The organism is Selenomonas ruminantium subsp. ruminantium ATCC 12561 (assembly GCF_000424065.1).
In the GTDB taxonomy this organism is placed as follows: Bacteria; Bacillota; Negativicutes; order Selenomonadales; family Selenomonadaceae; genus Selenomonas_A; species Selenomonas_A ruminantium.
On the sequence record NZ_AUJE01000067.1, the window covers coordinates 1 to 3,849 of the forward strand.

The window sequence follows — 3,849 nt, forward strand, 5'->3', positions numbered from 1 at the left end:
TTCTTCTATTGCTACTTTCTGTTTGTTTGGCATAGAAAAATCCCCCTATGATGACAGTTTTATTTTTTACTGTCTCTCATAGGGGGAGCATATCACTATCCGTAGAGCCTTGTCGTGTAAGGGTTTATGAAATTAAATCTGCCCAATCATCTTATACAGCTACTCTCATAATTTAGTATAAACTCTGAAAGTCCTTGATACATAAGGGGTGAGGCGTTTTACCAATTTCATAAGTTAGTATAATTTCTTACCATTATAAAGACTGGTGGCCCTACAGTGACCCTACTTTTTGGGTATCAGGAAAGGTTGTTTACAATTGGCTTGTCAAGTTGACAAGTCAATTTTTTATTGGTACTTTGGGGTGTTGCCCGCCCAGCGGCGCTCCCTGCTTTGGTGGACGCTGGCGCTTATCTGCGACCTTCGACCGCCGCTTAACTGCCAGCGTCCACGTCGCAGAGGAACACCGCCCCCACCCTCATCCCGCAGCATAAGAAGCTCCCCCGTCAGGCAGGGGCGGACTGTACGGCTGCATTCCCTCGTTTCTCCTTCCGGATGGCCATGCACTGACGTACCACCAGCACAGACCATCCTCCCTCCGGCACTCGGTCACTTAGCCGTACAGACCGCCCCCGCGCATAAAAGCAACAGGCAACGGGTGTCCGTTGGCTTGGGTGGACAGGAATGCTGGCCTGCCTGCGCAGTCCAGCATATCCAGTCCACGTCGCCACAGACACCTGCATACTTGACTAGTCAATCCTGATTTAGGTAAATACGTTTCAAAAGGATATTGCGTCAGGTTCGTGCGGCGGGACGTGCTTTGCACCTCCCGCAAGTTACATTCCGGCATCCGTAGGCCGTGGCGTTGTCGGTAGTTCTCTGTATATTGGCGGGCGGCACTGCGGGCAGGTGGCCGTCTCTGCACGTGGACGCGAGTGCGTCCACTCTCCGCCCCCTTTCCCCCTACGGCCCCGACGAGCGAGGCCTACCCTCTTTCCCCCGTTTTCCTGCCCTGCGGTGCTGTGGCTTCTCGGTCAGGAAGGGGAATATGGTGCCGCAGGATAGGGGGACAGGGGGCTTGGCAACCCTCCCTGCGGTCGGGGCGACTATGGCGGCCAGCGAGAGCGGAGCGGGATAGCTCGCGCCGCCATACCACCTGCCCGCAGTGCCTAGTGCTGACCTCATAGGATGGTGGAAGCCTGCTCGTCGGCAGTGCGTATTCGGTTTGTGTCCGTCTGCTCGGGTGGACGGAAAACCGTCCACTTCGCAGCAGACACTTTCCGTTGTTATTGATGGTGCAAATATAGGAAGAAACTGGTTCGGTTATCCTGTAAGTGCAAAATTGACCAGTCAGGCGGGGCAGGACAGTGCGGCTTCGTTCCTGCGGCGTTTTGGTCGTCAAACTCCTGCCTGTGCGGGTGCTCAAGTCTTCGCACTGTTTCCGCACAGGTAGGAGTTTTCCTCCCTGCAGCCTTAGTCATTCCGCCCCACAGACCTGCCCGGGCACAAGCGGTCACAGGTTACGAGTGTCCGTTGCTTTTGGTGGACAGCTGCGCTGTCCACGTCAGCACAGACACGAAAAAGGATTTCCCGCAAAAATCGCGAACATACTATACATAGAAAATCTAGGAAATGGGGATATTTAAGGGGGAGTATACAGTGGTAAAGAAAATTGCCTTAGCTACCTTGGCGGCCTTTTCGCTGATGGTGGCTACACCTGCCATGGCCACGGATTATCTGGCCAATCCTCGTTCCATGAAGTTTCATTACAGCACCTGCCGCACCATCAAGCACCCGGAAAATTTCATTCCGTATAGTTCCCGGGAGGCGGCGGTAAATGACGGGTATGTTGCCTGCAAGGTTTGTCATCCTTAGAAATTTTGCGTAAAATTTCTTGCTAGTATATAACGGAAATGGTATAATAAAGCTACAAACGGAAAAGAGGGGTAGACCACGAGTTTACACCGGTAGGAGAGTCTTCGGGATGGTGACCTGTGAGGCTCTTTTATTTTTGCCTACAAAAAGATACGCGCCAATGCTGTGATGCACTGGCGCGTTTTTGCGTCATCCGTCCGGTTGGTGAGACCGAACTTCCGACAAGTTTAGTGTTTGCCGCTATGGCGTATCATGTCGTAGAGCCATGCAGCCACAAGACTACTGGCGATACCTACGACAAAGGAAAAGAGTGGGTTATCAACCACGGGCTTCACCTCCCTCGCTGCCGTGGGATTACCATGGTTAGAGGTAGCGGCAATGAATAGTATAGCACAAAAATTCATAATGTGCGCGCATTGTGAACAAAGAATTATACATTTGTTTTTTCCCGCCACAGTGACGACATCGCAAAAGCCCTTGCCAGTATTTAAGGAAAATAGTACAATATCATTACGGAACTTGTCATAGAGCCATGCAGCCACTAGACTGCTGGCAATATCTACAACAAAAACAAGGTGTCAACCACAAGTTCACACCGGTAAAAGAGCCTGCAGACTGGTAACCTGCAAGGCTCTTTTATTTTGTCCCCCCGACACGAAAGCGGATTTTCCGCCCAAGCCGCGAACACACTATACATAGAAAATGTAGGAAATTGGGATATTTAAGGGGGAAGTTTACATTACTTGCCGCACCATCAAGCACCCGGAGAATTTCATTCCGTATAGTTCCCGTGAGGCGGCAGTTAATGATGGGTATGCGGCCTGCAAGGTTTGTCGACCTTAACCATAGACACGAAAAAGCTGGAACTTGACTGGTCAATCGGACTGGTCAAGCTCCAGCTTTTACTTATTGGCAGGAAGGTTAATGGGGATTTTGCATTACTGCTTTTCCATTCATAAAAATATAGTAGCTTTTTATTTGATAAGGCAACTGCGCTAAGACACGCTTTTGCTTTGGTGTCAAAGTGCTGGTATAAGCATCTCTTTTTTCCCGCAGTAGATAAAACAGTTCTTTTTCTGTAAGTGTTGGATTAGCATCAAGAATTTTTTTTGCTTGATTGAGTGCTACACTATTGGCAAATTCCTCGGGGATAGCAGCGCCAGCAGCTATATGTTTTTTTAGATTTGTTTCCAAAGTTATTTTTCTTTCTATAATCTTGTTCAAGGCAACCTCTTTTTCATTAATATCTTTGCCAAAAAGGACAGGAGTTGTATGAGTAAGAGCATATCCCAGGCACATAATCCCCATAAACAAGCCGTATCCTCCAAACAAAAAACAACAGATTATCGTCACGCAAATCCAAAAAAATATCAAGCACCCTTTACCACCAAGAAATTTTGCCGTATATTCTTCCGTTTGACGAATTATATCGTTAATCAGTGGTGTATCAATATCGAATTGTTTTCTCCAGTAATTTATACTGCTTGATAAATCACTTGCCATTAGTAGTCTTTGTCGGTTTACGATAACATTTACAATGTCCGTCAATAATTGAGCGCGATTCATTTGTGCCATAGTCAACTCCCTTTTGTAAAACAGGCAAATTGTTGATACCGTTTCTCATTTAGTTAATGACATTATATCAGGACTCTGCTCGATGACTTAATTAACGATGAAACGTAAGGATTTAACATTTCAGGTTGACCAGCCACCAACTTCCCATTTTTGAAGGAGATAATCACCTGGCTATTCCGATTTTTCCCGCCGTAGAGGAATATAAAACCACCATCCGAATTAGAGTCAACACCTAGAGACATTGGGCATAATGTAAAGCCTAATCCATCGGTAGTAATGCAGTCATTAAAAGATTTGTTATACCCCGTGATAAAAACCATTCTGCCTAGTAAATGGCAAAATGGTTTTATTATTCTCCCTTTTTACAAAAGTGTTTCTATATGCACAAACTTGAAGTTGTGC

The 3,849-nt window shown here is 47.1% G+C and carries 4 protein-coding genes; 2 read left to right on the forward strand and 2 right to left on the reverse strand.

All coding sequences use genetic code 11. The features are described from left to right. Positions 1–345: 345 nt before the first annotated feature. Positions 346–588 (reverse strand): hypothetical protein, encoded by a 243-nt coding sequence (locus G598_RS19885; RefSeq protein WP_157833371.1) that lies wholly within the window; start codon positions 586–588, stop codon positions 346–348. Positions 589–1,656: 1,068 nt separating this feature from the next. On the opposite strand from G598_RS19885, the gene G598_RS0114925 reads away from it, so the two are divergent. Next, positions 1,657–1,872: a hypothetical protein gene (locus G598_RS0114925; protein WP_026767589.1), complete on the forward strand. Its 216-nt coding sequence runs from the start codon at positions 1,657–1,659 to the stop codon at positions 1,870–1,872. A 119-nt stretch (positions 1,873–1,991) separates the two neighbouring features. Then, on the forward strand, positions 1,992–2,258 hold the full coding sequence (locus G598_RS19890) for a hypothetical protein (RefSeq protein ID WP_157833372.1): 267 nt from the start codon (positions 1,992–1,994) through the stop codon (positions 2,256–2,258). A gap of 535 nt (positions 2,259–2,793) precedes the next feature. On the opposite strand, the gene G598_RS0114930 is transcribed toward G598_RS19890, so the two are convergent. After that, positions 2,794–3,447 carry a hypothetical protein gene (locus G598_RS0114930; protein WP_026767590.1) on the reverse strand — a complete coding sequence of 218 codons (654 nt, stop codon included), beginning with the start codon at positions 3,445–3,447 and terminating at the stop codon, positions 2,794–2,796. Positions 3,448–3,849 lie beyond the last annotated feature (402 nt).